General features: G+C 70.3%; 26 protein-coding genes. 18 read left to right on the top strand and 8 right to left on the bottom strand.

What is annotated here, in order from left to right; all coding sequences use genetic code 11:
* Window positions 1-57 precede the first annotated feature (57 nt).
* Window positions 58-1278 carry an FAD-dependent monooxygenase gene (locus G361_RS44065; RefSeq protein WP_036494161.1) on the bottom strand — a complete coding sequence of 407 codons (1221 nt, stop codon included), beginning with the start codon at window positions 1276-1278 and terminating at the stop codon, window positions 58-60.
* Between the two features lie 220 nt (window positions 1279-1498).
* Between G361_RS44065 and G361_RS0118545 the strand changes: the two genes are divergently transcribed.
* The 7 genes from G361_RS0118545 to G361_RS0118515 all read left to right on the top strand — a co-directional run bounded on the left by G361_RS0118545 (window position 1499) and on the right by G361_RS0118515 (window position 9262).
* A complete protein-coding gene (locus tag G361_RS0118545; protein WP_019928601.1) occupies window positions 1499-1978 on the top strand; it encodes a PhzA/PhzB family protein in 480 nt (159 codons plus the stop codon).
* 33 nt (window positions 1979-2011) lie between these two features.
* Window positions 2012-3217, top strand: coding sequence for a 3-deoxy-7-phosphoheptulonate synthase (locus G361_RS0118540; RefSeq protein WP_019928600.1), 1206 nt, complete (start codon window positions 2012-2014; stop codon window positions 3215-3217).
* Window positions 3218-3219: 2 nt separating this feature from the next.
* Window positions 3220-3855 carry an isochorismatase family protein gene (locus tag G361_RS0118535; RefSeq protein WP_019928599.1) on the top strand — a complete coding sequence of 212 codons (636 nt, stop codon included), beginning with the start codon at window positions 3220-3222 and terminating at the stop codon, window positions 3853-3855.
* A gap of 71 nt (window positions 3856-3926) precedes the next feature.
* Window positions 3927-5774, top strand: a complete 1848-nt coding sequence (locus G361_RS0118530; protein ID WP_026343200.1) for an anthranilate synthase family protein — start codon at window positions 3927-3929, stop codon at window positions 5772-5774.
* On the top strand, window positions 5771-6967 hold the full coding sequence (locus G361_RS0118525; protein WP_081635419.1) for a PhzF family phenazine biosynthesis isomerase: 1197 nt from the start codon (window positions 5771-5773) through the stop codon (window positions 6965-6967). Before G361_RS0118530 ends, G361_RS0118525 begins: the two co-directional genes overlap by 4 nt.
* A gap of 11 nt (window positions 6968-6978) precedes the next feature.
* Complete coding sequence (gene phzG, locus G361_RS0118520; RefSeq protein WP_019928596.1) at window positions 6979-7611, top strand: phenazine biosynthesis FMN-dependent oxidase PhzG; 633 nt, start codon at window positions 6979-6981, stop codon at window positions 7609-7611.
* A 25-nt stretch (window positions 7612-7636) separates the two neighbouring features.
* On the top strand, window positions 7637-9262 hold the full coding sequence (locus tag G361_RS0118515) for an NAD(P)/FAD-dependent oxidoreductase (RefSeq protein ID WP_019928595.1): 1626 nt from the start codon (window positions 7637-7639) through the stop codon (window positions 9260-9262).
* Between the two features lie 94 nt (window positions 9263-9356).
* On the opposite strand, the gene G361_RS0118510 is transcribed toward G361_RS0118515, so the two are convergent.
* Entirely contained in the window at window positions 9357-10577 is a 1221-nt protein-coding gene (locus G361_RS0118510; protein WP_019928594.1) for a CdaR family transcriptional regulator, read from the bottom strand.
* Window positions 10578-10762: 185 nt separating this feature from the next.
* Here G361_RS0118510 and G361_RS0118505 point away from each other — a divergent pair, with 185 nt between their 5' ends.
* Window positions 10763-12112 (top strand): 8-oxoguanine deaminase, encoded by a 1350-nt coding sequence (locus G361_RS0118505; RefSeq protein WP_155981499.1) that lies wholly within the window; start codon window positions 10763-10765, stop codon window positions 12110-12112.
* Between the two features lie 8 nt (window positions 12113-12120).
* Here G361_RS0118505 and G361_RS0118500 read toward each other — a convergent pair whose 3' ends face one another.
* The gene (locus tag G361_RS0118500) at window positions 12121-12858 is read right to left on the bottom strand and encodes an SDR family oxidoreductase (RefSeq protein WP_026343197.1); all 738 of its coding nucleotides are present in this window, start codon (window positions 12856-12858) and stop codon (window positions 12121-12123) included.
* A gap of 54 nt (window positions 12859-12912) precedes the next feature.
* Between G361_RS0118500 and G361_RS0118495 the strand changes: the two genes are divergently transcribed.
* From G361_RS0118495 to G361_RS0118475, 5 genes are all read left to right on the top strand, one after another.
* On the top strand, window positions 12913-13266 hold the full coding sequence (locus tag G361_RS0118495) for a helix-turn-helix domain-containing protein (protein ID WP_026343196.1): 354 nt from the start codon (window positions 12913-12915) through the stop codon (window positions 13264-13266).
* A 223-nt stretch (window positions 13267-13489) separates the two neighbouring features.
* Window positions 13490-13939: a hypothetical protein gene (locus tag G361_RS47040; RefSeq protein WP_019928590.1), complete on the top strand. Its 450-nt coding sequence runs from the start codon at window positions 13490-13492 to the stop codon at window positions 13937-13939.
* 104 nt (window positions 13940-14043) lie between these two features.
* The gene (locus G361_RS0118485) at window positions 14044-14949 is read left to right on the top strand and encodes a metal-dependent hydrolase (protein ID WP_026343195.1); all 906 of its coding nucleotides are present in this window, start codon (window positions 14044-14046) and stop codon (window positions 14947-14949) included.
* Window positions 14946-16034: a PDR/VanB family oxidoreductase gene (locus tag G361_RS0118480; RefSeq protein WP_019928588.1), complete on the top strand. Its 1089-nt coding sequence runs from the start codon at window positions 14946-14948 to the stop codon at window positions 16032-16034. Before G361_RS0118485 ends, G361_RS0118480 begins: the two co-directional genes overlap by 4 nt.
* A gap of 34 nt (window positions 16035-16068) precedes the next feature.
* Window positions 16069-17838: an SDR family oxidoreductase gene (locus G361_RS0118475; protein ID WP_019928587.1), complete on the top strand. Its 1770-nt coding sequence runs from the start codon at window positions 16069-16071 to the stop codon at window positions 17836-17838.
* 28 nt (window positions 17839-17866) lie between these two features.
* On the opposite strand, the gene G361_RS0118470 is transcribed toward G361_RS0118475, so the two are convergent.
* Entirely contained in the window at window positions 17867-18349 is a 483-nt protein-coding gene (locus G361_RS0118470; protein ID WP_019928586.1) for a MarR family winged helix-turn-helix transcriptional regulator, read from the bottom strand.
* A gap of 87 nt (window positions 18350-18436) precedes the next feature.
* On the opposite strand from G361_RS0118470, the gene G361_RS0118465 reads away from it, so the two are divergent.
* Window positions 18437-19111, top strand: a complete 675-nt coding sequence (locus G361_RS0118465) for a hypothetical protein (protein ID WP_019928585.1) — start codon at window positions 18437-18439, stop codon at window positions 19109-19111.
* A gap of 32 nt (window positions 19112-19143) precedes the next feature.
* Window positions 19144-19908, top strand: a complete 765-nt coding sequence (locus tag G361_RS0118460; RefSeq protein WP_019928584.1) for an SDR family NAD(P)-dependent oxidoreductase — start codon at window positions 19144-19146, stop codon at window positions 19906-19908.
* Between the two features lie 48 nt (window positions 19909-19956).
* Here G361_RS0118460 and G361_RS0118455 read toward each other — a convergent pair whose 3' ends face one another.
* Window positions 19957-20457 (bottom strand): hypothetical protein, encoded by a 501-nt coding sequence (locus G361_RS0118455; protein WP_036495211.1) that lies wholly within the window; start codon window positions 20455-20457, stop codon window positions 19957-19959.
* A 138-nt stretch (window positions 20458-20595) separates the two neighbouring features.
* Between G361_RS0118455 and G361_RS47780 the strand changes: the two genes are divergently transcribed.
* Complete coding sequence (locus G361_RS47780; protein WP_019928582.1) at window positions 20596-21027, top strand: hypothetical protein; 432 nt, start codon at window positions 20596-20598, stop codon at window positions 21025-21027.
* 67 nt (window positions 21028-21094) lie between these two features.
* Here the strand turns inward: G361_RS47780 and G361_RS0118445 are convergent, their stop codons facing one another.
* Window positions 21095-22096: a TerC/Alx family metal homeostasis membrane protein gene (locus G361_RS0118445; RefSeq protein WP_036494158.1), complete on the bottom strand. Its 1002-nt coding sequence runs from the start codon at window positions 22094-22096 to the stop codon at window positions 21095-21097.
* A gap of 177 nt (window positions 22097-22273) precedes the next feature.
* Window positions 22274-22807 carry a TetR/AcrR family transcriptional regulator gene (locus tag G361_RS0118440; protein WP_019928580.1) on the bottom strand — a complete coding sequence of 178 codons (534 nt, stop codon included), beginning with the start codon at window positions 22805-22807 and terminating at the stop codon, window positions 22274-22276.
* 148 nt (window positions 22808-22955) lie between these two features.
* Between G361_RS0118440 and G361_RS0118435 the strand changes: the two genes are divergently transcribed.
* Window positions 22956-24179, top strand: coding sequence for a cytochrome P450 (locus G361_RS0118435; protein WP_019928579.1), 1224 nt, complete (start codon window positions 22956-22958; stop codon window positions 24177-24179).
* 90 nt (window positions 24180-24269) lie between these two features.
* On the top strand, window positions 24270-25262 hold the full coding sequence (locus G361_RS0118430) for a zinc-binding dehydrogenase (RefSeq protein WP_026343191.1): 993 nt from the start codon (window positions 24270-24272) through the stop codon (window positions 25260-25262).
* Here the strand turns inward: G361_RS0118430 and G361_RS0118425 are convergent, their stop codons facing one another.
* Window positions 25263-25697 (bottom strand): nitroreductase family deazaflavin-dependent oxidoreductase, encoded by a 435-nt coding sequence (locus G361_RS0118425; protein ID WP_026343190.1) that lies wholly within the window; start codon window positions 25695-25697, stop codon window positions 25263-25265.
* Between the last annotated feature and the right edge of the window lie 177 nt (window positions 25698-25874).

Genomic DNA, 25874 nt, shown 5'->3' with positions numbered 1-25874 from the left:
CACCGAAACGCCGATGGCGGCCGGGGAATCCCCGGCCGCCATCGAATGTCCGCCGTCTCAGCGCGGGGAGCGGCCCTCCGGCCGCGCGCTCGGGTGGCCCGGCCGACGGCTGCCGACCAGCGATTCGTCGACCGTCGTCCGGTAGTCGCGGGTGATCGCGGCGAGCCGCGACGACACCTCCGCCTCCGGCCGGCCGGCGACGGCCCGCTCCTTGCGGTCCATGGACCGATTGGCCCGCACGATCGCGGTGGTCGCCGGGATCCGGGCGGACTCGTAGCGGCGCAGGCCCGTGACCAGGTCCTCGTCGCGGGTGATCTCGTCGGCGAGCACGACCGCGTCGACGATCGCCTGCGACGCGCCGTTGGCGCCGATCGGGTACATCGGGTGTGCCGCGTCGCCGAGCAGGGTGACCCGGCCGTATCCCCAGCTCTCCAGCGGCTCCCGGTCGGCCATCGGATACCGGAGGATCTCCCGGCTGGTGGTGAGCACCGCCGCCAGGTCCAGCCAGCCCAGATCCCAGTGCGCGAAGCGGGGCAGCACCTCGTCGAGCGGGTCGCCGTCGGTCCGGCCAGCGGGGCCCGCGGCCAGGCACACCCAATTGAGCAGTGCGCGACCACGTTCGGCGTGCGGGCGCGAGCACGGATAGGCGATCAGCCGGTTGCCCTGCTGGTCGGAGCCGATGATCATCGTCCGCCCGTCGAGGAAGCCCGGCAGTTCGGTGACGCCGCGCCACATTCCGACATCGGACCGCACCACCGGCGGCCCGTCCGGATGTAGTCGGTCCCGGACCGCGGAATGCAGGCCGTCCGCGCCGACCAGCACGTCGGCCTCGTGCACCGCGTCACCGGCCTGCACACGCACCGAACCCGGGCCGGGCTGGAAGGCACGCAACGGTTCTCCGGTGTGCACCGCGTCCGGCCCGAGCCGGTCCCGGACCGCGCGCAGCAGCAGCATCTGCAGCTCGCCGCGATGAATCGAATACTGCGGGAACGCATTTCCCGCGTCGATGCCCCGCGGTTCGGTCCACAGCGTGGCGCCGCGATGGTCCACGTACCGATGGACCCGGGTGGCAATGCCGTTGGCGGACAACGCCTCACCGAGTCCAAGCCCGGTGAGTTCGCCGACCGCGGCCGGTTGGATGTTGATGCCCACGCCCAGCGGCCGGATCTCGGGGGCGGCCTCCAGCACGGTGACGTGGTGGCCGCGAGCGTGCAGCGCGAGCGCGGCGGTCAATCCGCCGATCCCGGCGCCGGCGATCACGATGGTCGATGTCGTCATGGGAATTTCCGCCTTTTTACAGGAAAGGACGCGGAAAACATACTGTGCACATCCGGGAGCGGCAATATCTTCGGTGACTCACGAGGGGTGCGCGCATCGGCCGGGAATATCCGCTCATTTCGGGTGAGGCAACGATACATTGAGTACCCGATCGTCCTGTTGTTACCATTTCGTTTCGTCGGTATGTGAACGATGTGCAATGGTATGCCGAGGGGCGAACATGAACACACCAGTTGTCGACGGGCAATACGACCGCATTCGTGCCGAGAATCGAATCGTGGTCGAACGCTATATGAACACCCGGGGTCAGGATCGGCTGCGGCGTCACGAATTGTTCACGGCAAACGGCCGTGGCGGGCTCTGGACCACCGAATCCGGTGAGCCGATCGTGATCTCGGGCCGGGATCGATTGGCGGAGCACGCGATATGGTCGCTGCGCTGCTTCCCGGACTGGGCCTGGACCGATATCGAGATCTTCGATACGCAGGACCCGGAACGATTCTGGGTGGAGTGCGAGGGTGCCGGCCGGATCATTTTCGAGGGTTATCCGGAAGGTTACTACCACAATCACTTCATCCACTACTTCCAGTTCGAGGACGGAAAAATCGAGTTGCAGCGGGAATTCATGAATCCCTGCCAGCAGTTCCGTGCCCTCGGCATCGAGGTCCCGCATGTCGTGCGGGCCGGTATTCCGACCTGACCAAGCGCTCGTGATCGGGCGATATTCGAGGGGTTGATCGTGACGTACCCACTTTTCCCGGGGCGGACGCTGCCGGCCGCCCAGCAGCCGGAATGGGATGCGCCGGACCAGGTTGCCAACGTGCGCACCGTACTGGCCACCGCCGGTGCGCTGATCGAATTCGAGCAGCTCGTCGCGCTGCGACGGGCGCTGGCCGCGGTCTCCGCCGGCTCCGCGCTGGTGTTGCAGGCCGGTGACTGTGCCGAGGATCCGAACGAGTGCACCCGGCCGCACATCGCGGCCAAGGCCGGGCTCGTGCACCTGCTGGCCGATGTCCTGGCGGCGGAGGCCGGTCTGCCGGTCCTGCGGGTCGGCCGGATCGCCGGCCAGTTCACCAAGCCGCGCTCCCAGCCGATCGAACAGGTCGGCGACGTGGTGCTGCCGGCCTACCGCGGGCACATGGTCAACGCGCCCGAATTCGACGCGGACAGCCGCCGTCCGGATCCGCTGCGAATGTTGCAGTGCTTCATGGCCGCTCGCGAGGCCATCGGCCATCTCGGCCGGTTGTCCGGCCCCGGTCTCGAGGACCGGGTGTGGACCAGTCACGAAGCGCTGCTGCTGGATTACGAGCAGCCGCTGCTGCGCAGCAGCGGCGCCGGCGACCTGTTCCTCGGGTCCACGCACTGGCCCTGGATCGGCGAGCGCACCCGCCGCGCCGACGGCGCGCACGTCGATCTGCTGTCGCGCGTGACGAATCCGGTCGCCTGCAAGATCGGGCCCACCGTCACCCCGGCGGAACTGCTGGAGCTGTGCCACCGATTGGATCCGGAGCGCGAACCCGGCCGGCTGACGCTGATCGTCCGCATGGGCGCGGACGCCATCGAAGCACGGCTGCCCGCATTGGCGCGGGCGGTGCGCGACGACGGGCACCCGGTGCTGTGGCTGTCGGATCCCATGCACGGCAACACGATCAAGCTTCCGGGCAACCGCAAGACCCGCCTGGTGGCGACCGTGGTCGCGGAGCTGCGCCGGTTCCGGTCGATCCTCGCCGATGTCGGCGTGGCGGCGCACGGACTGCATCTGGAGGCCACGCCCTACCCGGTCGGCGAATGCCTCGCCGACGCCGACGCACCGGTGCCGTCGACGGCCGCCGCCACGCTGTGCGATCCGCGCCTGAATCCGGACCAGGCGGCCGAGGTGGTCGCGGCCTGGTCCGCCGAACGCCTGGATGTCCTAGAGGCACTGACGAATTCGGAGTAACCATGACGATCGTGCCCACGCCGGCCCTGCAGGTGCAGCCCTATCCACTGCCGGGCCGGTCCGAACTCCCCGAGAATCTGGTCGACTGGCGGGTGCGGCCCGAGCGGGCGGTCCTGCTGATCCACGACATGCAGCAGTACTTCCTGGCCGCCTTCCCGCACGCCCTGCGCGGCCGCCTGATCGCCAACGCGGCCCTGCTGCGCCGCAACTGTGCCGAACGCGGTGTCCGGATCGGTTACACCGCACAGCCCGGCCGCATGTCGGCCGCGGATCGCGGTCTGCTCCAGGACTTCTGGGGCGCCGGGATGACCACCGCCGAAGCGGACCGCGCGATCGTCGCCGAGCTGACCCCGGAGACCGCGGACTGGACCTTCACCAAATGGCGGTACAGCGCCTTCCATCGCTCGAACCTGCTGGGCCGCATGCGCGCCGAGGGCCGCGATCAGCTGCTGCTGTGCGGCGTGTACGGGCACGTCGGGATCCTCGCGACCGCGCTGGAGGCGTACGCCAACGATCTGCAGGTGTTCCTGGTGGCCGACGCGGTCGGCGACTTCTCGGCCGAGAAGCACCGTTTCACCCTCGAGTACACCGCGAGCTGCTGTGCCCGGATCACCACCGTGGCCGAGGCCCTGTCGTGAGCGGGCAAGGGCCGGAGGCGGCAGCGGAGCGTCACCACGCAGGCCCTCCGCTCACGGCCGATGAACACCGCGTGAGCGGGGATCTACTGGGGGCCGTGATCGACGGCAGCGCAGGCGATTTCGCGATCATCAGCCGGCCGGGCCGGGATGTGACGGTACTGGTCGGCGCGGCCGAGCGGCCGGAGTCGCTGGCCGGTATCCGGCTCGGCGGTCGCGGTGCGCCCGGTAGCGAGGCGCTGGTGCTGATTCCGTACCGGCAGTTGACCGAACGCGGATTCCCCGCACCCGACGACGGCGCCCCGCTGCTGGCCCTCGCCGTCACCGGCGAGGAACGGCATCCGCTCGGCGCGGTCCTGGCCCGGCTGCCGCATCGGCGAGTGCAGTTGGGCGAGGGCGGTTTCGACTCCGACGACGCCGCCTACGCGGCGACGGTCCGCGCGATCATCGACGACGAGATCGGGAGCGGGCAGGGCGCCAACTTCGTCATCAAACGCACCTACTCCGCGGGTATCGCGGACTACACCCCGGCGATGGCGCTGGCGGTGCTGCGCGAACTGCTCGCCGCCGAACGCGGCGCGTACTGGACCTTCCTGGTCCGCGTCGGTGACCTGACCCTCGTCGGCGCCTCCCCGGAGCGGCACGTCTCGTTGGAAACCGGTGTGCTGCAGATGAATCCGATCAGCGGCACCTACCGGTACCCGGCCGGCGGGCCCACTCTCGACGGCGTCACGGCCTTCCTCGCCGACCGCAAGGAGACCGAGGAGCTGTACATGGTCGTCGACGAGGAACTGAAGATGATGTGCCGGATCTGCGAACCGGGCAGCACCCGGATGATCGGGCCGTTCCTCAAGGAGATGGCCTGGGTGGCGCACACCGAGTACCACCTGGAGGGCCGCACCCGGCGCGATATCCGGGACGTGTTGCGCGAGACCATGTTCGCGCCGACGGTCACCGGTTCCCCGGTGGAGAGCGCGGCCCGGGTGATCCGGCGGTACGAGCCGGCGGGCCGGGGGTACTACAGCGGGATCATCGGGCTGGCCGGACGGGACGCGCAGGGCGAGCCGGTACTCGACTCGGCCATCCTGATCCGCACCGCGTCCATCGAACCCGCTGGGCGGCTGTCGATCTCGGTCGGCTCGACCCTGGTGCGGCACTCCGACCCGCTGGCCGAGGTCGCCGAGACCCAGGCCAAGGCGGCGGGGCTGCTGGCCGCCTTCGGCGCCGGCGCCGGCGGCGAGTTCGCCGACCATCCGGAGGTGGTGGCGGCGCTGCGCAGCCGCAACGACGACATCGCCGCGTTCTGGGCCGGGCTGACCTCCTCGGCGACCCGCTCCGAACGGCTGCACGAGCACAACGCCCTGGTGATCGACGCCGAGGACACCTTCACCGCGATGCTGGAACATCAGCTGCGGATGCTGGGCCTGTCGGTGACCATCCGTCGCTTCGACGAGGATTTCGATCTCGCCGGTCACGATCTGGTGGTGGTCGGGCCCGGACCGGGCGATCCGTGCGCCGCCGACGATCCGAAGATCGCGAAGCTCGCCGCGGTGGTCGACGAATTGCTCGGCAGCGGTAGGCCGTTCATGGCGACCTGCCTGAGCCATCAGGTGCTCAGCCGCCGGCTGGGCCTGCCGGTGCTGCGCCGCAGCCTGCCCAATCAGGGCACCCAGCGCTGGATCGACCTGTTCGGATCGCGGGAACGGGTGGGCTTCTACAACACCTTCTCCGCCCGCAGCGAACACGACCGGCTGGACACCTGGGCCGGTGCGGTGCAGGTCAGCCGCGATCCGGGCACTGCCGAGGTGCACGCGCTGCGGGGGCCGCGGTTCGCCTCCGTGCAGTTCCATCCGGAGTCGCTGCTCACCATCGACGGGCCCCGGATCCTCACCGGAATGGCCGAAGGAGTTCTGGCACAATGACTCTCCCCGCTTCGGCCGCCCCCGCTCCGGTGCCGCCCGCCGCCGCGCCGCCCGCCACGCTGGAGATCGCGTGGTGGGAACTGGACGGATCGGGCGTCACCGTCGACCGGCTGGCGGCCCAATTGACGGACGACGACGTCCCCGCGGGCTGGCGCGACGTCGAGGGCCTCGACGAGAAGTTCTGGATCGCCGACCCGACCGGCGCGCGCTGGGGTGCGGTGATGGTGTGGCGGGGTGAGAAACCCGCACGGCTGCCGCCGAATTCGGCGCTGGAGCTGATCGGCCGCCCGCCGGCGCACCGCGAATGCTTCGATGTGCACGCCCGGGTGCGCCGGCCGGCGCGGCCCGGCCACCGCTACGTCGTGGTGGACGCCTTCGCCCGGGAACCGTTGTCCGGCAACCCGGTCGCGGTCTTCTTCGACGCCGGCGACCTGGACGGCGACCGGATGCAGCGGATCGCCCGGGAGATGAATCTGTCCGAGGTGGTCTTCCTGCTGCCGCCGACCGGCGACGACGCCGACGCGCGGGTGCGGATCTTCACCCCGGTCAACGAACTGCCGTTCGCGGGACATCCGTTGCTGGGCACCGCGGTCGCGGTCGGCCTCGAGCGCGGTGTCCGGCGGCTGCGCTTCGAAACCGCCATGGGGACCGTACCTTTCGAGGTCGAGCCCAATGACGACGAGACCGTGGCGCACGTGTCGATGCGGCAGCCGATCCCGCGCTGGCGGCGGTTCGAGCGCGGCGAGGAACTGCTGGCGGCGCTCGGGATCGCGGATTCCACACTGCCGGTGGAGATCTACCGCAACGGGCCGCGGCACGTGTTCGTCGGCCTGCCCGATGTCGGCGCGCTGTCGGCGCTGCATCCGGATCACCGTGCGCTGTCGGTGTTCCCGGATCTGGCGGCGAACTGTTTCGCACCGGCCGAGGGGCATTGGCGGGCCCGGATGTTCTCGCCCGCCTACGGCGTGGTCGAGGACGCGGCCACCGGTTCGGCCGCCGGTCCGCTGGCGGTGCATCTGGCCCGGCACGGCCTCGCCGACTACGGGCGCACGGTCGAGATCCATCAGGGCGTCGAGATCGGCCGTCGCTCCGTCATGTTCGCCCGCGCCACCGCGGCCGGGTCCGGCGAGATCACCGAGGTGCGGGTGAGCGGGCACGGCGTCGTGGCCGCCGCCGGCACCCTCCACGTCTGAGGAGACGAGCGATGAGCAGCCGATTCGAAAGTGTCACCGGGGTCGTGGATCTGGAGTTCCCGGAATACGATGCCCCGCCCGAGGAACCGATGGCCCTGGCCCGGCAATGGATTTCCGAGGCCGTCTCCAGCGGTGTGCGGGAACCGCTGGCCCTGGCGCTGGCCACCGCCGACGCCGCCGGCCGGCCGTCCAACCGGATGGTCGCGGTGATCGACGTGTCCGCGCGCGGGCTGGTGTTCACCACCCACGCCACCAGCCGCAAGGCGCGCGAGATCGCCGCCACCGGTTGGGCTTCGGGCCTGTTGTACTGGCGGGAGAACACCCGCCAGCTCAGTGTCTCCGGCCCGGTGGCGGCGCTGAGCAACGGCGAGAACATCCTGCTGTGGGATCGCCGCCCCCCGGCGCTGCACGCGATGTCGGCGGCATCGCGGCAGAGCGAACCGCTCGACGACCCGGAAGCCCTGCTGGCCGAGGCGGATTCGCTGGCGCAGCAATCCCCGCTGCCCCGGCCCGAGCGATTCGTGGGCTTCCGGCTGGAACCGCACTCCGTCGAATTCTGGTCCGCCGCCGAAACCCGGCTGCATCGGCGGCTGCGCTACGAGCACACCGGAAACGGCTGGCGCGTAGCGAAATTGCAGCCGTGATCGAGAGAAAGAGAAAGACGAACCCATGAGCGCACCCGCCTCGGATCGCCTGGACGCGATCGTCATCGGAGCCGGTTTCGCCGGAATCTACATGCTGCACAAGCTGCGCAACGAGCTCGGCCTGCGGGTCCTCGCCTTCGAGAAGGCCGACGGCGTCGGCGGCACCTGGTACTGGAACAAATATCCCGGCGCCTGCTCGGACGTCGACGGCATCGTGTATCGCTACTCGTTCGACCGGGAACTGTTGCGGGAGTTGATGCCCGAGAGCCGCTACGTGCCGCAGGCGCAGACCCTGGCGCTGCTGAACGAGGTCGTCGACCGCAACAATCTGCGCGGCGACATCCGGTTCGGCACCGGCGTCGTGGGCCTGACCTTCGACGAGGACCGCAACGAGTGGACCGTCCGTACCGACGACGGCGCGGAATACGTCTCCTGCTACGTGGTCGGCGCGCTGGGCCCGTTGTCGGAGCGCAACTTCCCCGAGATCGAGGGCCGCGAGAGCTTCGCGGGCCGGCTGGTGCACACCGGCGCCTGGCCGGACGATCTCGACATCACCGGCAAGCGGGTCGGCGTGATCGGCACCGGATCGACCGGCACCCAGTTCATCTGCGCCGCCGCCCCGGTCGCCGGGCACCTCACCGTCTTCCAGCGGTCGCCGCAGTACGTGGTGCCGGCGGGTAACGGCCCGCTCGGCGCCGACTATCTCGCGCAGGTCCGCGACGGCTACGACGCGATCTGGGAGCAGGTGTACGAGTCCCGGGTCGGCTGCGGATTCCAGGAGAGCGACGTCCCCGCGATGAGCGTATCGGCCGCGGAGCGGACCCGGGTCTTCGAGCAGGCCTGGCAGGCCGGTAGCGGATTCCGGTTCATGTTCGGCACTTTCGGCGATATCGCCTTCGATCCGGATGCCAACGAGGCCGCCGCCGCGTTCATCCGCGCGAAGATCGCCGCGACCGTGCGGGATCCGGAGACCGCGCGGCTGCTGACCCCCACCGGGTACTACGCGAAACGGCCGATCTGCAACGACGGCTACTACGACGCCTACAACCGGGACAACGTGAAACTCGTTTCGGTGAAGGAGAATCCGATCCAGCGGATCACCCCGGCCGGCGTGGTCACCGCCGACGGCGTCGAACATCAGCTCGACGTCCTGGTGTTCGCAACCGGATTCGACGCGATCGAGGGCAGTTACGACCGGATCGACGTGCGCGGCAGCGGTGGCCGCACACTGCGCGAGCACTGGTCCGAGGCGCCGACGACGTATCTCGGCGTCGCCACCAACGGATTCCCCAACCTGTTCATGGTGTTCGGGCCGAACAGCGTGTTCTGCAACCTGCCGCCGGGTATCGAGAGCCAGGTCGAGTGGATCTCGGATCTGATCGCCGCGGCCGAACAGCGCGGCGCCGCACGGGTCGAGACGACCGTGGCCGCCGAGGACGGCTGGACGCAGACCTGCCGCGGCATCGCCGAGGCGAGCCTGTTCGCCAAGGTGGACTCGTGGATCTTCGGCGCGAACATCCCCGGGAAGAAACCGCGCACGCTGTTCTACTTCGGCGGCCTGGGCACCTACCGCCGCACACTGCGGGAATCCGCCGCCGCGGATTTCGACGGTTTCGTCTTCGGCGGGCGGGAAGTCCCGGCGGCGGTCTGATCGGCGTCCGCGCTGGCCGGATGAACAACGGCCGCAGCATGATCGGCGGCCGGATCGCCGGACGGGCAACTGCCGCAGCGTATTCGGTATGCCCTCAGCGGTCGGAGGTGACCGGTGCGAGGCCCAGTTCCAGGGCGGTGAGGGCCAGTGAGAGTTCGAGGATCGATCGCTGGTCCTCCAGCGGCCGATCCAGCAGCACGGTGATCCGCTGCAACCGGTTGATCACCGTGTTGCGGTGACAGTGCAGCCGCGGCGCGGCGTGCGCCGCGGAGCAGTTCTCGTCCAGCCACACCGACAGCGTCTGCAACAGCATGTCGCGTTCGCGGGCAGGCAGTTCCAGCACCGGCCCGAGGGTGTGCGCGGCCAGCAGTCCGGTGAGATCGGGGGAGCGGACCAGCAGTGCCTCCGGGTACCGCTGGTCCAGCGCCACCAGACCCGTCGCGTCGGCGGGCAGGGTGTCGAGCGCGATCAGGGCCAGGGTGTGCGCGGAATCCACCTGCGCCAGGCCCGGTACCGCGGACGAGGCCCCGGCTCGGCCGCGGACCAGCGGCCGCAGTTGGTCCACGACGGTCGCGGCGTCGCGCTGCTCCAGCGCGACCACCGCGATCGTACTGTCCACCCGGTCGTGCCACACCGAGCGAATTCCCAACGCCCCCAACGCCGTTTCCGCACCCGCGCGCACCGGCCGGGCATCGGAGCGGGCGGCCACCACCAGATAACCGCCGTGCGGCGGCAGATTGAGCTCGCGGGCGGCGCGGGCGGCGAAGGTGGCGTCGTGGGCGCGGCCGGCGAGCAGATCCTCGATGAGCGCGTGCCGGCGGCGTTCGTCGCGGCGAACCTGTTCCAGCTCGGTCTTGCGATACGAGGTGACCAGCGCCGAGGACAGCCCGTCGATGACCGTCCACATCGCGGTGCCGGCCTCGCGGATCTCCTGCGGGCCGACCTGGTTCTCCGGGGTCAGATCGGCCTTGTCCAGCAGCGCCGCCCACACGATGCCGCCGCCGAGCCGGAACGTCCGCTGCATCGCCTCCAGCGGAACACCCTGTTCGGCGCGTTCCCGGCCGATCGAGGCCGCCACGTCGTCGTGTTCCGGATCGGAGGTCTCGCCACCGAGCAGATCCAGGATCCGGGTCAGGTATCGACGGCAGCCGTCGCGCAGCGCCGCGCGGGGAACGGAGGTGTAGTCGGTCCACTCCGGGTTGTCGGTGAAGATCGCGGACAGCAGCCGCTTGGTCAGCTCCGGGATCTCCGGCCGGCACGCCTCGGCCAGCCTCCGGGTACCGGAGGTGGACAGAACGCGGTGCGGAACGGCCATAACGCCTCACGCTACCTGCGCCGACCGTGCCGCCGGACGGCGACGTTGGAGATTCCGCCGAGTCGCGGACGGGATAACGGGCGTGTTTCGGGCGGATCGGTGACTGGCGACGGCGAGCCGATACCGATGTACTGGCCCGGCGGGCAATCGTGGTGCGGATACCGCGGTCCCGCGAGCCGGAAGGAGTGGCGGTGCTGGTCATCGAGAACGGATATCTCGCGCCGGTGGTGGGTGCGGAGATCGCGTCCGGACATGTCGTGGTGGCGGACGGCCGGATCACCGCCCTGGGCCCGGGAGCCGCGCCGCCGCTGGCCAGGGCGCAGCGGATCGACGCCACCGGCTGCCTGGTCACACCCGGCCTGGTGAACACCCATCACCACCTGTACCAGTGGGCCACCCAGGGCCTGTTCCAGGAATCCACCCTGTTCGAATGGCTGACCGGCTCGTACCGGATCTGGGCGGGGATGGACGCCGAGGTCGTGCACGGCGCCGCCGCGGCCGGGCTGGCCTGGCTGGCCCTCGGCGGCTGCACCACCTCCAGCGATCATCATTACGTGTTCCCCACCGGGCGCGGCGACCTGTTCGAGGCGGAGGTGCTGGCCGCCCGTGAGGTCGGGCTGCGGTTCCAGCCGTGCCGGGGATCGATGGACCGCGGCGCCGCCCAGGGCGGCCTGCCCCCGGACGAGGTGGTCGAGGACCGCGACACCGTGCTGGCCGCGACCGCCGCGGCGATCGACCGCTTCCACGATCCGGCGTTCGATTCGATGCTGCGGGTGTCGGTCGCACCGTGCTCGCCGTTCTCGGTGAGCGAGGGCCTGATGCTGGATGCGGCGGAACTGGCCCGTTCCCGCGGCCTGCGCCTGCACACCCATCTCGCCGAGACCCTCGACGAGGAGCACCTGTGCCTGCGGCAGACCGGCCGCACCCCGGTGGACTATCTGGACGAACTCGGCTGGCTCGGCCCGGATGTCTGGTTCGCCCACGCGATCCACCTGCACGACAAGGACATTCGCCGCTTCGCCGAGGCCGGCACCGGGGTCGCGCACTGCCCGAGCTCCAACGGCCGCCTGGGCGCGGGGATCGCGCGGGTGGTGGATATGCTGGCCGCGGGCGTGCCGGTCGGGCTCGGCGTCGACGGCGCCGCCTCCAGCGAACTGACCTCCTTGGCCGGTGAGATGCGCCAGGCCCTGCTGTTCCAGCGCGCCCTGCACGGTCCCGCCGCGCTCACCGCCCGGCAGGCCCTGGAACTGGGCACCCTCGGCGGCGCGCGAAACCTGGGCCGCGAGGCCGAGATCGGCAGCCTGGAGCCCGGCAAACTGGCCGACATCGCGATCTGGCGGGTGGACGGTTTCCGCGATGCCGTGGCGGACCCGTTGTGCGCCTTGGTCTTCGGGCCGACCCCGCCGCTGGCGCGCCTGCTGGTCGGCGGCCGCACGGTGGTGGCCGACGGCGAATTGCGCACCGCGAACCAGGAAACGATGGCCCGGCTCGGCGTCGCCGCACGGGACAGATTGCTGCGCAACGAATCCCGGTAGACGCCGATTCAGTGGCTGGCGAGATAGTCCGCGCCGCCGACGTAGACGGTGTGTCCGGGTCCGGCATCGGCGATGGTCGCGTCCGCGACGGCGGCCGCGAACTCCGTCACGGTGGGCAGCGGGCCGTGTTCGGTGCGGGCGCTGACGGCGTCCGGATCGCGGCGCTGCAACAGCCGGACGATGATCGTGCCGTCGATCATGTCGCCGGACACCACGGTGAAACCGATTCCGCGCGAGCCGAATTCGGGTATCATCGCGCGCAGCGCGTCCTCACCGGCGCGCTTGCTCGCGGCGATCGGCAGGTAGGCGTCGGGCACCGGCTTGCGGCCGTGGAAATGCGCCTGATGGCTGGTGACGAACACGATCCGGCCACCGACCGGCAGGTGCGGCAGCGCCAGCCGGACCAGGCGCGACTGCGCGTCCCGGTTCACGGTCATCGGATAGTCGTCCGGCGCGCCGAGTTCGAGACCGCCGGATGCGTTGAGCACCAGCACATCCAGGCGGCCCAGCTGCCGGACCACACCGTCGACGAGTTCCGCGGCCGCGGCGGCATCGGTGAGATCCGCCCCCGCGATCGATGCGCTGCCGCCGGCCGCGGTGAACTCGGCGGCGAGTTTCTCTGCGCGCGAGCGCTTCTCGCGATAGTTGAGCACCACGTGGTCGCCGCGGGCCGCGAGGATCCGGGCGGTCTCCGCGCCGATGCCGCGGGACGCACCCGTCACCAGAACCACTCGCCTCGGGGTCATGGTCGCACTCCCTCCGTCATCGCTTCTATTTCAGAATCACTATCGTGGTTCGGAATGAGAAGTGCAAGACAGCCGGCCATACCGCGCCGGGCGGATCCCGCCGCCGTGTCCGCGCAGGCCGCCATGGAATTGCTGGGCCAACGCTGGATGCTGCGGGTGATCTGGGAGCTGGAGCCGGGCCCGCTCGGTTTCCTGGAGCTGCGCCGCCGGATGGGCAACTGCTCGTCGAGCATGTTGTCGGTGCGGTTGCAGGCGCTGCAGAACGCCGGGCTGGTGGTGAAGCGGCCGGACAAGTCGTACGAACTGGCCCGGCCCGGAACGGAACTCGGCCGAGCGCTGGAACCGCTGTGGAGCTGGTCGCAGCGCTGGATCGCCGACGCCGCGGGCGCGGACCCCGGCGCATCGTGATCGGACCGGCGGTGCGATGTCACCGGCGGTGACGGCATCGGCCGGAGTTCCGACAGCGAATTCCGACCGCCGGGTCGGCAGCCGCCGGGTGCGCTAGTCTTCCCGCAAGACCACGCCCGCCGGGTCGGCAATTTCGATTGCGATAAATTTGCGGAGCCTCCGAGGCGGGGGAGTAGCCTGACGTGACGGCAGTGATCGGACGGGCTCGACGAAGGGGTATGGGGTGCGGACGACCGGAATTACCACTGTTCGCGAATACCGGCGCCTGGGTGCGATGGCGTTGCTGGCGGCCGCGGCGATGATCCTCACCGGCGGCTGCGGCTCCGAATCGAACGGCGCCACGCTGACCGCGCACACCGCCGGCGTGCCGCAGGTCATCGACTGCCCGTTCAACCAGGCGGTGACCCGGCCGGACAAACTCATCCTCGCCTGCGCCGACCTCGGCGCGGTGGTTGAGCAGATCACCTGGAGCTCCTGGGGTCCCGAGGGCGCCGAGGGCGACGGCACCGAGCGCGACAACCTCTGCGATCCGAACTGCGCCGCCGGCAACATGGTCACCAAACCGGTGCACGTGGTGCTCTCCGGGCTGATCCAGCCGGGCAATGTGTTCACCCAGGCGACCACCGTCGATGCCGAGGGGCAGCAGTTGGTCCGCCCGTTGACCAAGCGCTGACCGGCCGACTCTAGCTGTAACTCCGGGTTCCATATAGCGGGGCATTATTGCTACGCTCGTGTAGCAACGGCGATCCTCGCCGGAAACGAGCACCTGGAGTACCGATGAAGTTACTTCCCCTTCGGGCACTTCCCGCGATCGGCGATCCGGGGGAGGTGGCGCTGCAGGCGCGGAACGTGCGGTTCGACTGGACGGATACGCCGCTGCGCTGGATGCCGGCCGAACCGATCGCCTCGCACGTCGTCAACGCGCTGAATCTGTTGCTCCCCGAGGGGGAACGGATGTTCTGCCAGGCCTTCGCCGAGGCGCTGCCGCTGGTTCGCGACGAGCGGTTGCGCGAGCAGATGCTCGGCTTCGTCGGCCAGGAGGCGATGCACGCGCAGACCCACCACGGGGTGCTCGAGGAGGTGTTCGCGGCGCACGGTGTCGACGTGGAACCCTATGTGCGGCAGATGGAATACCTGTTCCGCACCACCCTCGGCCCGCGTCCGGGCCGCAATCCCCGGGCGGAGTACCAGATCCTGGTCGAGCGGCTCGGATTCATCGCCACCCTGGAACATTTCTTCGCCTTCCTCGGGGACTGGGTGCTCAACGCCGAGCTGGAGCGTTTCGACGCGGATCCGCGAGTGCTGGACCTGTTCCGGTGGCACGGCGCCGAGGAGGTCGAGCACCGGTTCGTCGCCCACGATGTCGCCTGCTATTTCGAGATCGGCTATCTGCGCCGCGGCGCGCTGATGCTGATCACCTTCCCGATTTTCCTGGCGCTGGTCTTCCGCGGCGCGAGATACCTTGTGCGACAGGACCCCTCGCTGCCGGATCGGAGTTACCCGCGGCTGCTGGCGGAGGTCTGCGGCGCGATGTGGCGCGGTGCGCTGCCCGGGGTGCCCGCGCTGCTGCGCAGCGCGCTGTCCACCTTCCGGCCCGGCTACACCCCGGCCGGCGTCGGCTCCACCGCACAGGCGGTCGCCTATCTGGCGAAATCCCCTGCGGCCCAGGCGATGGCCTCGTGACGTCCGTTCCCGCCGACCTGTTCGGCCGCCGCCACCCGGATCGCGCGATCCGGGTGTTCAGCGGGGTGGCCGAGACGCGGCTGCGGTGGTCGGCGCTGATCCATCGGCGCGTTCCCGGCGGCCGGGTCGACGATCACCGGCTCGTCCTGACCGTGGCACAGCGGCGGGTGGAGGCCCGCGACGCCGACGTGGTCGGGCTGCTGCTCGTCGCACCCGGCGGCCGCGCGTTGCCGCCGTGGCGGCCCGGCGCGCATCTGGATCTGGAACTGCCTTCCGGACGGTTGCGGCAGTACTCGCTGTGCGGGGATCCCGCCGACCGGCACGTCTATCGGATCGCGGTCCGGCGCATCCCGGACGGGGGCGGCGGCTCGATCGAGGTGCACGACGAACTTCCCGTCGGCGCGCGGGTCACCGTGCGCGGCCCGCGCAATGCCTTCCCGTTCGTGCCGCCGGGACGCGGATCCGCCGCTGCCCGAGTGCATTTCATCGCCGGGGGGATCGGGGTCACGCCGATCCTGCCGATGGTGCGGGCGGCGCATCGGCTGGGCGCGGACTGGTCCCTGGTCTACACCGGGCGGCACCGCGACGCCCTGCCCTTCCTGGACGAGCTGACCGGCTTCGGTGACCGGGTCACCGTCCGCACCGACGACGAGTCCGGCCTGCCCGCCGCCGCCGACCTGCTGGCCGGCGCCGGTCCCGGCGTCGCGGTCTACTGCTGCGGACCGGCGCCGATGACCGCGGCCGTCGCCGCGCTGGTGCGCGAAAGACCCGGCACCGAACTGCATTCCGAACGATTCTCCGCGCCACCGGTGCTCGACGGCCGGCCGTTCCGGGTGCGGCTGGCCCGCACCGGCGAGGAGTTCACCGTGCCCGCCGACCGCACCCTGCTGTCGGAAGTGCTTGCCCGGCGGCCGGATACGCCGTACTCCTGCCGGCAGGGTTTCTGCCGCACCTGCCGGGTCCGGGTGCTGGCGGGTGCGGCCGAGCACCGCGACACCGTGCTGACCCCCGCCGAGCGCGCCGCCGGCGACCTGCTGCCCTGCGTCTCCCGTTGTGCCGGAGACCTTCTGGAATTGGATCTGTGACATGCCCGCGCGTACCACTTCGAGTGCCGAGGAGATGGCGTTGACCGACTCGACCCCCGTCCCGGATGCCGAACGGATCGTCCACCACGACGGATTCGACCTGGCCGTCTACGAATACGGCGATCCCGCCGCCGACACCGTGGTGCTGGTCCACGGCTGGCCCGACGACCACCACCTGTGGGATCGGGTGATCCCGTTGCTGGCCGGGCGTTTTCACGTCGTCGCCTACGACACCCGCGGCCACGGCCGGTCCACCCGCACCGACCGCACCGCGGACTACCGGCTGGATCGGTTCGCCGGGGACTTCTTCGCGGTGGCCGCCGCGGTCAGTCCGGATCGGCCCGTGCACGTCCTCGCCCACGATTGGGGTTCGGTGCAGATGTGGACGGCGGTGTGCCTGCCCGAGGCGGCCGGCCGGATCGCGTCGTTCACCTCGGTATCCGGACCGAACCTCGATCACCTCTCGCGCTGGGCGTGGCGCAAACTCTTCCGCGGCGCGGTGTGGGCGCCGTTCACCCAGATGGTGTCCTCGGCCTACACGCTGCTGTTCATGACGCCCGGACTGCCGCGCGTGGTGCTGCGGCCGGTGGCGACCGAGCGGGTGTGGCGGCAGTTCGTCGCCATGATGAACGAGACCTCACCGGCGAACGTGACCCTCGGGCCGCTGTTCCGCCAGGACTTCTTCGACGGTATGCGGATCTATCGGGCGAACATCTTCCGCCGCGCGTTCGTGCCGCGCCGCCGCCACACCGAGGTGCCGGTACAGCTGATCATCGCGCGCCGGGATGTCGCGGTGCGCCCCGCCGGATACGAGGACACGCCCCGGTGGACCGCCCAGCTGTGGCGCCGCGAGGTGGGCGGCGGGCACTGGCTGCCGTTCTCCCATCCGGAGCTGCTCGCCACGGCCACCACGGAACTCGTGGAATCCCTGGCCGGCGGCGCCGCGCCGCGGACCCTGCGCCGTGCCGAGGTGGGCCGCCCGGGACGGCCGTTCGACGATCACCTGGTGGTGATCACCGGCGGCGGCAGCGGGATCGGCCGCGAGACGGCCCTCGCGTTCGCCCGGCTCGGCGCCGAGATCGTCCTGTCCGATATCGATCCCGACGCGGCGAAGGACACCGCCGCCCTGGTGGCCGCGGCGGGCGGCGTCGCCCACCCCTACGCCGTGGACGTGGCCGACGAGGCGGCCGTCGCGGCGCACTGCGCCACCGTGACCGCCACTCACGGCGTGCCGGACATCCTGATCAACAACGCCGGCGTCGGGCAGGCGGGCGACTTCTTCGACACCACCTCGGCCGACTTCGACCGGGTGCTGCGCATCAACCTGGGCGGTGTGGTGCACGGCTGCCGCACCTTCGGCGCGGCGATGGCCGAGCGTGGCCTCGGCGGCCACATCGTGAATCTGTCCAGCATGGCCGCCTACACCCCGCAGCGCGGTTTCAGTGCGTACTCGACGAGCAAGTCGGCGGTGTTCATGTTCTCCGACTGCCTGCGCGCGGAACTGGCCGGCCGCGGGATCTCGGTGCACACCGTGTGCCCGGGTATCGTGCACACGAATATCGTTGCCACCACCCGATTCTCGGGCCTGTCCGCGACCGATGAGGCCGACCGCCAGGCCCACTACGACGCCCTGTACCGCCGTCGCGGCTACGGCCCGGAGAAGGTCGCCGAGCAGATCGTGCGGGCGGTGGCGAACGACCGGGCGGTCGTCCCCGTGACCCCGGAGGCGCATCTCCAGTACCACGTCAACCGCCTGGCCCCCGCCCTGGTGCGGTTCGCCGCGTCCCGGGTGAAGCTGACCTGAGTCGGGTTGTGCTGTCCGGCAACGATTCTCAGAGTTTCGTATAGCCCGGATGCAGCAGCGGCGTCAGCCCCTGTTCCGCGGCCACCCGTTGCAGCAGGGACTGCAGGGTGGTGCGCTCCTCGGCGCTGAGCGCCGCGCACACGGCCTGTTCGTGGGCCATCCCGACCTCGCGGAGGCGGCCGAGTAGCGCCTCGCCCCGCGCGGTCAGATGGATCGCGTGCAGCCGCCGGTCCTCGGGGTTGCGGCGGCGTTCGATGAGCCCGCGCTGTTCCATCGCGTCCGCGAACGGGACGAACCGGCTCGGTGGCAACCCCAGCGCATCGGCGAGTTCGCGCTGGCTGCGGCCCGGTGTCGCGGCCAGCAGCCGCAACAGTCCGGCCTGCGGCGGGGTCAGATCGAGTTCGGCGACCCGTTCGGCGAATCGGGTGGTGGCGTGCGCGCCGAGCTGCGCGAGCAGGAAGGCGACGCCACCGCCCCGGGGCGGCCCACCGGTCTCACTGTTCGTTTCCACCCGGGCATCATAGCGCCTTGACAATCGTTACAGATTGTAATCATTATTTCTGTATACGGTTGTTCCCGCTCGAGCCAGGAGGACTCCATGACCACCGACACCGCGCCCCGCACCCGCCGCCGCCCGCAGGCCGGGCCGCCGCTGTGGATACCCACCCTCGCGTTCACGGCCCTCACCGTCGCGTACGTGATCCTCAACCGATCCACCCCGCATCCCGACGCCTCCGGCGCCGACGTATTGCGTTATGCCCTGGACCATTCGGGCACGCAGAAGGCAGGCGCATTCCTGATCCTGGTCTCCGCGATGCCGCTGACGATCGTCACCGCGGTGGTCTACCGCCGGCTGCGCGCCCTCGGGATCACCGCACCCGGTTCGGCCATCGCGCTGCTCGGCGGCACCCTCGCCGCCGTCGCGCTCGCCCTGTCCGGCCTGTTCGGCTGGGCCGGGGCCCGCCTGGGCGAGGATGCGGGCCCGGCGTTGGCCCGCGCCCTGGCCGATCTGTCGTTCGTCGCCGGCGGCCCGCTGTACGCGGCGGGTTTCGGCCTGCTCATCGCCGGTATCGCGGTACCGGGACTGCTGGCCCGTCTGGTGCCGCCCGCGCTGGCCTGGATCGGCCTGGCGATCGCCGTGGTGGGTGCGGTCGCCACGCTGGGCCTGCTGGTCGACGCGCTGACCTATCTGCTGCCCGTCGTGCGGTTCGGCGGCCTGCTCTGGTTGCTGGTGACCGCCTTCCGCCTGCCGCTGCACCGCCGCGACGCCTGACCCGAAACCGGTTGCCCACGAGGGGAATTCCCATGCTCAGCACCTATTCCGACCTCGACGGCAAGGTTGCCGTCGTCACCGGTGGCTCCCGGGGGATCGGCGCGCGGACCGCTCGCCTGCTCGCCGCCCAGGGCACCGCGGTCTGCGTCGTCGGCCGCGACGAGAACGCCCTCGCGGGGGTCGTCGCCGATATCACCGCCGCGGGCGGCACCGCGCTCGGCAGAGTCGCGGACGTGACGAATCCCGATGCCCTGGCCGAACTGGGCCCGATCGTCGAATCCGAACTCGGCCCGGCCGACATCCTGGCCGCCTTCGCGGGCGGACAGGGGTTCCCGACACCGAGTCACCGGCTGAGTGTCGAGCGCTGGTACGAGGTCCTCGACTCCGATCTGACCTCGGCCTTCCTCACCATCCGGACATTCCTGCCGGCCATGCTGGAACGCCGGCGCGGGGTGATCGTCACCATGGCCTCCGCCGCGGGCCGCCAGCCCAGCCAGGCCAATCTGGCCTACGGCGTCGCCAACGCGGGCCTGATCATGCTCACCCGCCACCTGGCCACCGAACTGGGACCCGACGGGATCCGGATCAACGCCATCGCGCCGTCGTCGATCCGTACCGAGAAGGTCGCCGCGAACATGCCCGAGCCGGTCCAGCAGCGGGTGGCCGAGATGCATCCGCTGCGCCGCCTCGGCACCACCGACGACGTCGCCCAGACCGCCCTGTTCCTTGCCTCGGACGCCTCGGCCTATCTCAGCGGAATCACCGTCGACGTCGCCGGCGGCCGGATCACCAACTGAGTACGGCGTTGCGCGGCAGCCGATCCCGGTTGCCGCGCGGCACGGCGCTCACCGGGTCCGGGCGGTTCCGGAATCGGTTGCGCGCAGGGCCTTTTCGATGGCGTCGACCCGCTCGCGGGGGACACCCCAGGGCCGGTCGACGCCCACCACGGTGTCGAGATCCCACAGCACGCATCGCTCACCGGGGTGGGCCACCAGCGACCAGGCGACCACCGTGCGGCCGAGCTGATCGGACATCGAATCGGCTGTGCCGCCGCCGAATCCGTCACCCTCCGGAAAATGGTGCAGGAAGCGGCCGTAGGCGTCGTCGCAGAAGCGAGCGTAGCGGCCGGTGCAGAGGATCAGGCCGTGCCAGGCCTCGTCCACGGCATGCGACGGCATGCCGATCCGCCTGCCGTCGCGCATCGCCGCGCCGCAGCAGCGCAGCCATTGCCGCAGGCCGGTTTCCACCAGTGCGCGCGGTTGCCACGGCGAGGTCTTGAAGACCGCCTCGGACAGTTCCAGCGCCTCGACGGCCCGGTGCATCCGGGGCAGGTCGATGCGCCGCATCGGGTTCGCGGCGGTGCGCGGAAAACGTTGCCACAGCACACCTCACGGTAGAGCCGGGCGGACCCGGTGGGCAACCGTGCGGCGCTCCCCCGGAATTCGGTGGTTGACGGGCGGCGGCGGTGCCGCGAAGCTGCATATATGAGCGTCATCCTGGTCATGGGCCTGTTCGTGTTCGGGCCCGTGATCCTGGTTTTCATCATCATTCGCGTGGCCGTCCGGTCCGGGGCCCGGCGCGCGTCCCGGCGTGGTCGGGTGCGGCGTTACGGCGCCGGGGGTTCGGACTATTACAGCGGCAGCGACGACGACTTCTCGCGCAACGCCGCGCTGTGGGCCGCCGGTGAGTCGGCGGGCTGGTCCGGCGGCCATCACTCGCACGGCGGTCATCACGACAGCGGCCCGGGGTCGACGCATCACCACGACAGCGGTTCGCACCACGGCGGCAGTTCGCACCACGACGGTGGTTCGCATCACAGCAGCAGTTGCGGTGGTGGGAGCAGCTGCGGGGGCGGCAGCAGTTGTGGCGGGGGCAGTAGCTGCGGTGGCGGGAGCAGTTGCGGCGGCGGCAGCTGACGGCGCCGCCGCCGTAGTGCAGCGGTGAGAACCGCTGCGGCGCAGCGGAAGTCGAGCCGGTCCCGGCTCAGGCGGTGCGATCCCGGGTCGCGTACAGGCTGGTGGCCGTGACCACGCCGAGCGCCCCGACGATCACCAGAAGCGAGGCCACGGTGGGGATCTCGGGCACCGAGACGCCGGTGTCGTGCAGCCATTCCAGCACCAGCTTCAGGCCGATGAAGCCCAGGATCGCCGCCAGTCCGTAGGCGAGGTGCACCAGCCGCGCCAGCGCCGCGTGCAGCACGAAATACAGGGCCCGCAGACCCAGCAGCGCGAAGGCGTTGGTGGCGAACACCAGATACGGATCACCGGTCACCCCGTACACCGCGGGTACCGAATCCACCGCGAAGATCAGATCGGTGGTCATCACCGCGACCACCACCAGCGCCAGGGGCGTGACCGCCCGCCGTCCCGCGACCCGCCCGAACATCCGCGGCCCCTGATATTCGTCGGTCACCGGCACCAGCCGGCGCAGCAGCCGCACCGAACGCATCCGGCCGACCTCCACGGTCTGCTCGTGCCCGGTCACCGCGTCGCGGATCAACTTCCCGGCGGTGAACAGGAGTATCACCCCGAACAGCAGGAACGCCCAGTCGAAGGCGGCCAGCGCACCGGCACCCACCGCGATGAACACCCCGCGCAACACCAGCGCACCGGCGATCCCGTACAGCAGCACCCGCTGGGCCAGCGCGGCCGGCACCGCGAAGGCGGACAGCAACAGCATGAAGACGAACAGATTGTCGACCGACAGCGATTTCTCCACGAGATAGCCGGTGACGAATTCACCCGCCGGTTTTCCCCCGAATACGGCCCACAGCAAACCCGCGAATCCGAACGGCAGCGCCAGATAGAAGACCGTCCACTTCAGCGCCTCACGGGTCGACACCTCGTGCGGCCGCCGGGTGACGGCGAAATCCAGAACCAGCAGCGCCAGCACTCCGGCGATCGTGGCGAACCACAACCAAGGCGACGCAACGGTGTGCAGCGTGTTCTCGGACGACGACGCGGACGCTGCCACGATGGAAAGCATGAGACTCCTCGGGTACCACAAATGACCCGAGGTCTCCTTCACCCGTAATGGGTGGCCGCCCGGGGATCCCGCCGGTGGAATCCGTACTGACCGAGTCGGCGCTTGAGAAGTACTCCCCTCGACCTGCCACAGTAGCGAAGATTTTGCCGGAATGCCACCCGGAGCGGCCCGGACCGTTCAGTCCACGCCGGAAATGCCTGCGACATGGCGTAATTGGGCCAGGAATTCCTCGTGATCGTCGGCGGCGACCAGATAGTGGGAGACCGCGAGCCGGACGATCGTGCCCGCGATGACCGCGGGATCGCCGTGCGGCACCAGCGGCGCGAGCAGGTCGCGCATGATCGGCACGATCCGATTCATCTGGGAGAGAACGTGATCCGGCTCGATGTGCACGAGGCTGGTCAGCCGATACGTGCTCTGCGAGGCGACGATGGACCGGAGTACGGCATCGAGGCGGTCGGCCTCGGTCGGTCCCGTCGCGGCGCGCCGCAACGCCTTCTCCACATTGTGCAGTTCGTATTCGCCGAAGGCGGCGAGCAGTTCCTCCTTGGAGGAGAACAGCCGGTAGAGCGTGGGGCGGGAGATCTTCGCCTGGGTGGCCACGTCGGACAGGCTCAGCTTGCCGTAACCCCTGCGGCTGAGCACCTCGTAGGTCGCGCGCAGGATGCGCGTGCGGGTGCCGGTGTCGCGGTTGCCGGAAGTCGAGTCCACTTTACAACCTTTACAGTTTTTGTAAGAAGTGTAATACTAGCCGCGGTCGAGCGGCCCGGTCCGTTCCTTCGCTCGTTGTCGAATCCTAGGTGTCTCCTGCCTGTTCACGGGGGAAGCGGGTGCCTCGGCCGCACGAGAGAGAGGCATCATGACCGACACGCTCGTCTCCGACGACGCCATCGACTTCGACCCGTTCGCCGCGCACTTCCACGAGGATCCGCACCCGATCTACCGCCGGTTGCGCGACGAGGCTCCCGTCTATCACAACCCCCGCTACGGCTTCTACGCCCTGTCCCGCTACGCCGACGTGGCGCCGGCGATGAAGGATTTCGACGCGTACTCCTCCGCCCGCGGCGTCACCCTCGAACAGGTGCTCGCCCCGGAGCCCCCGGACCAGCGCATCCCGATGATCATCATGATGGATCCGCCGGAACACACCCGGATGCGCAAGCTGGTCAACAAGGTCTTCACCCCGCGTGCCATCGCGGAACTGGAACCGATGATCACCGCGACCGTGCGCGAATTCGCCGAACGCCTGGATCCCGAGCGATTCGACCTGGTCGAGGACTTCTCCACGTTGTTCCCGATCGAGGTCATCACCACCATGCTCGGCGTGCCGCGGGAGGATCGGCAGCAACTGCGCGCCTGGCTGGCCGCACCGCTCGAGCGCGCCCCCGGCCAGATGGAACTCAGCGAGGAGGGGAAGGCCGCGGTCATCGAATCCACCATGTTCTACGCGCGGCTGATCGCCGAACGCCGCGCGAATCCGCAGGACGACATGATCAGCCGCCTGATCGAGGTCGAGGTGGACCGCGAGGACGGCAGCAGCACCCGGCTCAGCGACCGCGAGATCCTCGGCTTCGCCGCGCTGCTGGCCGGCGCCGGCGCGGAAACCGTCGCCAAGGTGCTGGGCATCGCCACGGTGGTCTTCGCCGATCATCCGGACCAGTGGCAGGCGATGCGCGCCGATCGCTCCCTGATCCCCGGCGCCTTCGAGGAACTGCTGCGCTACGACGGCCCGGTCCAGTACGACGTGCGCTACAGCCGCCGCGACATCACCCTGCACGACCGCACGATTCCGGCCGAGAGTCCGGTCCTGATGCTGCTGGCCTCGGCGACCCGGGATCCGCGCAGCTTCACCGACGCCGAGCGTTTCGACATCACCCGCCCCTTCACCGGCAACAACCTGGGTCTCGGCTACGGCATCCACCGGTGTCTCGGCGCGGCCCTGGCCCGGCTCGAGGGCCGAATCGCGCTGGACGCCATGCTCGATCTGATGCCGGAATACGAACTGGACCGCTCCGGCCTGCGCCGCGCTCACGTCACCAGCGTCGGCGGCTGGACCAACGTACCCGTCCGGGTACACCGCTGACCGGCGGATATCGCCGTCCCGCTTGACCTCGAGCATTGTTGAGGTAGCAGCCTGGTCGAATCGTGCTCTGACGAAAGGAAAACGATCGACATGCGTGCTGTGCAAGCGAATTCGTTCGGCGGTCCCGAGGTGCTCACCCCCGGCCCGGTCCCCGACCCGGTGGCCGGCCCGGGGGAGGTGCTCGTCGACGTCGCGGCCGCCGACGTCATGTTCCTCGACACCCTGCTGCGCAGCGGCTGGGGCACCGACTTCTTCCCGGTGCGGCCCCCCTACATCCCCGGCGGCGCCGTCGCGGGCGTGGTGTCCGCGGTCGGCGCCGGGGTGGACCCCTCCTGGCTGGGCAAGCGGGTCGCCACCCAGACCGCCGCCAGCGGGATCGGCGGCGGCGTCCCGACGGGCGGCTACGCCGAGAAGGCCCTGGCCAAGGAACAAACCCTGAACGAGGTCCCCGCCGACCTGGACCTCACCACCGCCGCCGCCCTGGTCCACGACGGCCGCACCGCCCTGGCCCTGTTCGAGGCGGCGGCGATCCGCCCCGGCGACCGCATCCTGATCACCGCCGCAGGCGGCGGCCTCGGCACCCTGCTCACCCAATTGGCCGCCGCCGCAGGCGCGAAGGTGATCGCCGCCGCCAGAGGCGAAGCGAAACTGGCCCTGGCGCAACGCCTGGGCGCCACCACCCTGGTCGACTACAGCGAATCCGATTGGGCGGAGCAGGTTCTGAAGGCCACCGGCGGCGAGGGCGCCGACATCGTCTTCGACGGCGCCGGCGGCCCACTGGGCCGGGCCGCGGTGGACGCCACCGCATCCGGCGCCCGCTTCCTCGCCTTCGGCAGCGCCGCAGGCGGTTTCGCGATCGACGAGGAGACGGCGACGGCCCGCGACATCACGCTGATCCCGCTGCGCTCGGTCACGGCCGGCGGCCTCGACTGGAAGGAGATCGGCGCTCGCGCCCTCGCCGAGGCCGCCGCCGGGCGCCTCACCGTCACCGTGGGCGGCCTCTTCGCCCTGGAACAGGCCGCCGAGGCCCACGCCGCCATGGCGGCCCGCACCACCCTCGGCCGTACGATCCTGACGGTCTGATCAGGCGGTACGCGGACTGAGTACCACCACCGAGATCGGCCGCTCGGTCCGCTGCTGATACGCGGTGTAGCGCCCCTGGTTGACCTTGTCGACCAGGGCCCACCGCCGCGCATAATCCGGATCCTCCGGATAGGTCGCCCGCGCCGTGACCGGCACCCGCCGCCGCCCGACCTGGATCTCCACCTCCGGCGCCGCCTTCAGATTCGCGAGCCACCCCGGCGGCCGCGGCGCCCCGCCGTTGGAGGCGGTCACCAGCCAATCCTCGCCGTCGCGCGCGTAGGTCAGCGCGCTGACCCGCGACTGCCCCGACTTCCGCCCCACGGTCCGCAGCAACAACGTCGGATTCCCGAACAACACCCGATGCCCCACCAGCCCATCGGAAGCCTCGTAGATCTTCTGGTGCACCCGCAACACATTCCCGAACAGACTCGCCATCGCCGCCTCCTGTGTCGTCGCGGCCACCCTATCGGTTTCGCCCGTTCCCCCGAATACGGCGCCGATACCATCCGCGAGCCCCTCGGGCCCGAATACCTCTGTGGTGTCCGGCGGCGGCTTGCGCGGCCCGCCGGACACATCTCGGATACGACCGGTGCTGGTGATCGAACGCCCCGA

Origin of the sequence: Nocardia sp. BMG111209 (assembly GCF_000381925.1) — a bacterium.
Classification (GTDB): domain Bacteria; phylum Actinomycetota; class Actinomycetes; order Mycobacteriales; family Mycobacteriaceae; genus Nocardia.
Note: the sequence above shows the minus strand (reverse complement) of the source record. Positions and strands in the feature narration are given on the sequence as shown.